5 protein-coding genes are annotated in these 4,203 nt (G+C 23.7%); 4 read left to right on the forward strand and 1 reads right to left on the reverse strand.

Annotated elements, in window-relative coordinates; translation table 11 throughout:
- Nucleotides 1–126: 126 nt before the first annotated feature.
- The 4 genes from Q1X91_RS14880 to Q1X91_RS14895 are packed head-to-tail and all read left to right on the forward strand — an operon-like array spanning nucleotide 127 to nucleotide 3,291.
- Entirely contained in the window at nucleotides 127–912 is a 786-nt protein-coding gene (locus tag Q1X91_RS14880; RefSeq protein WP_300759278.1) for a hypothetical protein, read from the forward strand.
- Between the two features lies 1 nt (nucleotide 913).
- A complete protein-coding gene (locus Q1X91_RS14885; protein ID WP_300759282.1) occupies nucleotides 914–1,264 on the forward strand; it encodes a hypothetical protein in 351 nt (116 codons plus the stop codon).
- A 15-nt stretch (nucleotides 1,265–1,279) separates the two neighbouring features.
- Entirely contained in the window at nucleotides 1,280–2,191 is a 912-nt protein-coding gene (locus tag Q1X91_RS14890) for a hypothetical protein (RefSeq protein ID WP_300759283.1), read from the forward strand.
- 2 nt (nucleotides 2,192–2,193) lie between these two features.
- Nucleotides 2,194–3,291 (forward strand): AAA family ATPase, encoded by a 1,098-nt coding sequence (locus Q1X91_RS14895; RefSeq protein ID WP_300759284.1) that lies wholly within the window; start codon nucleotides 2,194–2,196, stop codon nucleotides 3,289–3,291.
- 147 nt (nucleotides 3,292–3,438) lie between these two features.
- On the opposite strand, the gene Q1X91_RS14900 is transcribed toward Q1X91_RS14895, so the two are convergent.
- Nucleotides 3,439–3,996 (reverse strand): DUF4234 domain-containing protein, encoded by a 558-nt coding sequence (locus Q1X91_RS14900; protein ID WP_300759285.1) that lies wholly within the window; start codon nucleotides 3,994–3,996, stop codon nucleotides 3,439–3,441.
- Nucleotides 3,997–4,203 lie beyond the last annotated feature (207 nt).

Here is a 4,203-nt window from a genome sequence, read left to right on the forward strand (position 1 = left end):
TTTTTTGTGCGGCAAAAAAGTTGATAATTCTATATAATGTACATCAGTTGACAAAATGAAATCGTTCCAGTATATACTGAAAATTCTTAAGTTTGTCAATTTTTTAATTTATGGTATAATCAAAATATGGATTTTAATTTAACAGACGAAGAAATAAAATTTTTGAAATCTTTTCAATTATTTTTAGATGAGATGAAGCAGTCTATTAAAAATTTTATAAGTCATATTTCTAGTTTTGTTAAAACAGGGGCATCTTCATTAATAGGTACTGTAATAAGTGAAATTTTTGGTCCTATTAGTGCAGTGTTTAATAAGCTTGTGAGTTTCATTAAACAGGGTGTAAAAAGCATTATGGATGCATTTCAGTATTTGACTAATAAAGAAAATAAATACAAACCATTGAGTATAAAAATTGCTCAGGTTGGTAAAATCGTAACAGCAGGATTAGCAGCGGCAGGAGCAATTGTGGGAGGAGAGATAATAGAAAAAGCATTGCTTCAAATTCCTGTTATGCATGTTCAAATTCCACTCCTTGGAAGTATAGCAAATATTACAGGAATATTTCTATCAAGCTTAATTTCTGGTATTATTGGAGCTATTGTTATAAATTGTATTGATCTCTATATAGTAAATTATCAAAGAAATGAAAATCTTAATAATCAGATTGATATAAAAAATAATATATTAAATACACAAAATAATATATTAGATATTAAATCAATAAAAATGCAAAATGTGAAAGAATGCTGCTGCGATTCTATAAAAGAAAATCATAAACAAACTAAAAAAATCATTAATGAATCTATCATAACAATTTTTGATGAAAATAAAATAGAGAGCATAGATAAAAATGAACATTTGTATTTTATAGAAGGCAATTTATCTGAATTACTTGACGAAAAAGGAGAGTAAAATGAGAAGTATAACCATTTTATTAATAGGTGGATGTGTAATAGTAGGTATAGCAGTTTATAAAATATATAAGAATATAAATAATACAAAAATTGATTTAAAAAATGATAATCAATTAGAAAAAAATAAGTTTAATTCTACTAAATATTCAGATTCAAACTATATAAAAGATATATACGAAATAAAGAAAATTACTTCTGATGCTATAAAAAATAGACATAGAGAATCGGCAAAGTATATAGAAAAGTCATTAAATACTGTTTTTAAAGAATCTGAAAATGGTGATATCGTAACTGATAATATGGGAGATTTAAAAAAAATAGATAGTGATTTAAATGATTTATTAAAATAAGAGATAATTTACAGTATGGAAGAAGAATATACAGATATTAATATAAATGAACATAATTTTCAAAATACTAAAGATTCTTTAAAAGAGCTTTTAGATAAAAATAAAGAGGAAATAAAAATTGATAAAGTTCCTTTTAAAGGAGGATTACTTAATCTTTTTGACCATAATGTTACAGGTGAAGAATTAAATAATATTATATCACAGCTGCAAAATTATATGATTTCTTCTAATAATATTCATAAAAGATTTACTGAAGAATTTGTAGAGATATATAATGCATTTGAATATCTTGATAAAGATTATATAGCTGCTATTATTACTTCAATAAAATCAATAGAAGAAATTAGCAAAAAGGAACAGCAAGATAGAAAAGATATTAGAAATATTATTTATCAACTTGAACAATCTGTTAAAGTACTTAAAAAGTTTAAAGAAGATATTGATAAACTGAAACATATTAATGATGTAGATAAATTATGGAATATTATAAAAAATAATAATGAACATTTTGTAAAATCAATCCAAGATCTTACAAAATTTAAAGAAGATATTAATAAACTTAATCATATTAATGATATTGATGATTTATGGACAATATCAGAGAATAATAAAAATACTTTAGATGCCCATTCTTATAAATTAAAAGATATAAAGAATGATAATGAACATTTTGTAAAATCAATCCAAGATCTTACAAAATTTAAAGAAGATATTGATAAACTTAATTATATTAATGATATTGATGACTTGTGGAACATAACAGAAAACAATAGTAAGAATTTAAATATACATTCTGGTAAATTTATAGATTTTAACAAGCAAATTCAAATTTTGAATAAAAAAATAAAAATCTATTATTTTATTGCAGTAGTATCTTTATCTATTACAGCAGTTCATTTCATACTGAATATATTAGGTATTGTATAATTATGATAGATAATATTTTTAAGTCAGAAATTTTGAATTATGCGTCAAAATTAGATGCTGTTACCAATTCTTATGGTAAAATTATAAAGGCAGCTTATAACATTGTAGATGAGTATGATAATTCATCTACTATATATTTAATAAATTATACTTCAAAACTTATAAAGTCAGAAAAATCATCAAAAAGATTAAAAATACTTTCAAATGCACTTAAAGATAGTATAATGAAATTTTATGGCTACTATTATATTCTAGAATGCAATAATACATCTTATAAAGATGATGATGTTCGTTCATTGGAAGAGCTTATTTATGATTTAAATGAACTTGTTGGTTTAGAATCTGTTAAAAATCACATTAATGATTTGATAGCATTTCATACAGTGCAAATATTAAGGGATAAATATGGACTTCATAGTCAAAAGACTACTATGCATATTGCATTTACAGGAAATCCTGGTACAGGAAAAACTACAGTTGCACGTATAATTGGAAGAATATATAAACATATAGGACTTTTATCTAAAGGTCATTTTATAGAAGTTTCAAGAACAGACTTAATTGCAGGATATCAAGGACAAACAGCTATTAAAGTAAAAAAGGTTATAGATGAGGCTAGAGGCGGTGTACTATTTATAGATGAAGCATACAGTATAACTGAAAATGATCATAGTGATTCATATGGTAGAGAATGCCTTACTGAACTTACAAAAGCACTTGAAGATTATAGGAATGACTTAGTTGTTATTGTAGCAGGATATACAGAACCTATGATACATTTTTTTGAATCTAATCCAGGATTAAAATCTAGATTTAATACTTTTATTGAATTTCATGATTATACAGTTAATCAATTATTGGAAATGTTTATTAAATTATGTGATAAAAATGATTATATTTTATCTGATGATATTTCATATTTCCTTTATGATATCATTCTTGAAAAGACAAAAAATAAAAATTTTGAAAATGGCAGATTTGTAAGAAATTTTTATAATAATATTATTATAAGTCATGCCAGACGAGTCATGAAAATAAATAACCCAAGTAAAGAAGAATTATCTCTAATTACTTATGATGATATTAATATGAGTATTTAATAATTTTCTATCTCTAAACTTTCTAACATTTTTATTTTACTTCTCTTAATTTTTTATTTATATTATATATTTGTTTATGATTACATGCAATATATTATTTTTTATCATTATTAATTCTGTTTTTATGACTTTATAATATAAAATAAATTACTTTTTACTTCTAATTTTTTCCCATATAGAGTTTAATTTTTTCTGCATAATTATGTCTGGAATGATCAAAGAGGAAATAATCACAAAAAGAATAATAAAACCAATCAATATAGTACCCAAAAATATTAATAATGCTTCAGGGTTATCAATTAAATCAATAAAGTTGAAATCACTATAAGCTAAAGCCATACCGCTTACTAATGTCCCCATAACAAAAGCAAATATTAAAGCTCCTATAATAGGAACTCCTGCTAATAATACAATAATACTTGCGGTCATAACTATTTGAGTTTTATCGTCTTTATCATTTTCATCTATTTTTAACGCTATTTCTTTATGAATAATATTTCCGTATTTATTATACCAATATATAGTATAGAGATTACAAGTAATAACAGAAAGTAAAAGCTCTAATTCAGCAGATATGTCTTTTCTCTTAGTAAATTTTTTAACTTCTAAACTGATATAGTAAAGCCAATAGAAATGATATATTCCTAAAGTGATGAAGTTTAGAACAAACATTGTTGGAATAGATCTTATAGCCCCTATATTCATATTATTTTCCTATTATTGTTATGTTCACGGCAAAATCCTCAGTGCGTGTACAGCAAAAAAGTTAATAATTCTGTATAATGTGCATCAGTTGAGGAAATAAAATTGTTGCAGTATATACTGAAAATTTTTAAGTTTGTCAATTTTTTAATTTATGGTATAATCAAAATATGGATTTTAATTTAACAGACGAAGAAATAAAATTTTTGA

Source organism: uncultured Brachyspira sp. (assembly GCF_949287625.1).
Lineage (GTDB): Bacteria > Spirochaetota > Brachyspiria > Brachyspirales > Brachyspiraceae > Brachyspira.

Excerpts from the sequence above, each read along its gene's own strand:
- Q1X91_RS14880 (WP_300759278.1), top strand. The coding sequence starts at position 127 with ATGGATTTTAATTTAACAGACGAAGAAATAAAATTTTTGAAATCTTTT.
- Q1X91_RS14890 (WP_300759283.1), top strand. The coding sequence starts at position 1,280 with ATGGAAGAAGAATATACAGATATTAATATAAATGAACATAATTTTCAA.
- Q1X91_RS14895 (WP_300759284.1), top strand. The coding sequence starts at position 2,194 with ATGATAGATAATATTTTTAAGTCAGAAATTTTGAATTATGCGTCAAAA.
- Q1X91_RS14885 (WP_300759282.1), top strand. The coding sequence starts at position 914 with ATGAGAAGTATAACCATTTTATTAATAGGTGGATGTGTAATAGTAGGT.
- Q1X91_RS14900 (WP_300759285.1), bottom strand. The coding sequence starts at position 3,996 with ATGAATATAGGGGCTATAAGATCTATTCCAACAATGTTTGTTCTAAAC.